This window comes from Nocardiopsis trehalosi NBRC 14201 (assembly GCF_001552555.1).
Lineage (GTDB): Bacteria > Actinomycetota > Actinomycetes > Streptosporangiales > Streptosporangiaceae > Nocardiopsis_B > Nocardiopsis_B trehalosi.
The window spans coordinates 1-1,569 of sequence record NZ_BCRK01000348.1 but is presented as its reverse complement, the minus strand read 5'-3'; the positions used below and the strand labels follow the sequence as shown (position 1 = coordinate 1,569).

1 protein-coding gene is annotated in these 1,569 nt (G+C 67.6%); it reads left to right on the top strand.

The features are described from left to right. Positions 1-1,569 (top strand): procyclic acidic repetitive family protein (locus NT8_RS30215; protein ID WP_281203546.1); only part of this gene is annotated, 1,569 nt, incomplete at both ends.

Below are 1,569 nucleotides of genomic sequence, written 5' to 3'. Positions count from 1 at the left end.
ATGCCTCCTTTCGGTCCCGACACCGCCCAATGGGTCCGCGAAACCGCCAAATGGCTCCTCGGCATCGAGATCCCCTCCGCCGACCCCCAAGGCATGCGCCAACTCGCCACCCACCAAGAACGCGTCGCCACCACCCTCGTCCAACTCCGCGACCTCCTCGACCAGATCCGCCGCAAGATCCGCACCGACTTCTCCGGCGTCGCCGCCCACTACTACGACACCTCCGTCGCCCAATTCACCACCGGAGAAAACGACTACATCGGCAAAGGCGGAAAAACCGCCCGCGACGGCGCCGACACCCTCCGCGAAGGCGCCGCCAACGCCGAATACATGTCCTGGATGGCCCTGGTCGAACTCATCCAGCTCCTCATCGAGATCGCCTGGTGCATCGCCATGGCCTACTGGACCATGGGCGCCAGCCTCTCCTGGATCCCCGGCTTCAAATACATCCGCTCCGTCGCCATCCAACGCATCCTCGCCTGGCTCCTCATCACCGCCCCCAGCCACCAGATCGTCGAACAGCTCTTCGCCTCCTTCGACTCCGTCATCCAACGCGCCCAGATCGACGCCGGAGTCCGCAAGAAGCAGGACTGGAACATGACCCGCCTCGCCCACGGCGGCGCCGGCATCTCCGGACTCATCTCCGCCGGCCTCTCCGGCATCGTCGACGGACTCTTCAGCCACCAGATCCGCAACGTCCTCCGAGACAACCTCAACAACCTCGCCGACCTGCCCCCACCCCCCCGCATCGACCCCCCACCCCCCAAACCAGACACGGGTCCCGAACCCAAACCCGACACCCCCGAACCCAAACCCGACAACCCCGAACCCAAACCCGACACGGGTCCCGAACCCAAGCCCGAGACCACCCCCGAACCCAAGCCCGAGACCGCACCCGAGCCCAAGCCCGAGGCCGCACCCGACGTCCCCGCGCCCAAGTTCGACCCCGGCGACCTCAACATCAACCGCGACCTCGCCGAGATCTTCAACCGATACGACCGCGACCTCGCCGCCACCTTCAACCCCCCCGCCGGCAAGACCGCCTTCGACAACACCCTCACCAACAACCACCTCCGCGACGACCTCGCCGACGTCTTCGCCCGCCACTACGGCGACACCCTCGGCACCGCCAACGCCCGCACCCTCGGCAACGACTACGCCGACACCCTCATGACCCACTGGGGCCGCCCCGACCTCAACCACCACCTGCGCAACCTCCTCGACACCACCCCCCTACCACCCCCCACCCGCAACCACCTCGCCCACACCGTCCCCACCACCCTCACCGGCAACACCGCCGAATACATGACCCGCCCCATCATCAAAGCCGAGATCCTCGGCCTGGGCGCCGCCTCCGGCGCCCTCGAGGGCTACCTCGGCGAAGGCACCACCAACGCCCTCCTCACCCCCGAAGGCTGGAAAGCCGGCGGCCACACCGCCACCGCAGGCGCCTTCCAAGCCACCTTCCAGACCATCACCGTCGACTCCGCCGTCGCCACCATCAACCACTTCCGCGGAAACCCCGAACTCCCCACCCCCACCCCACCACCCACCCAAACCACCACCGGG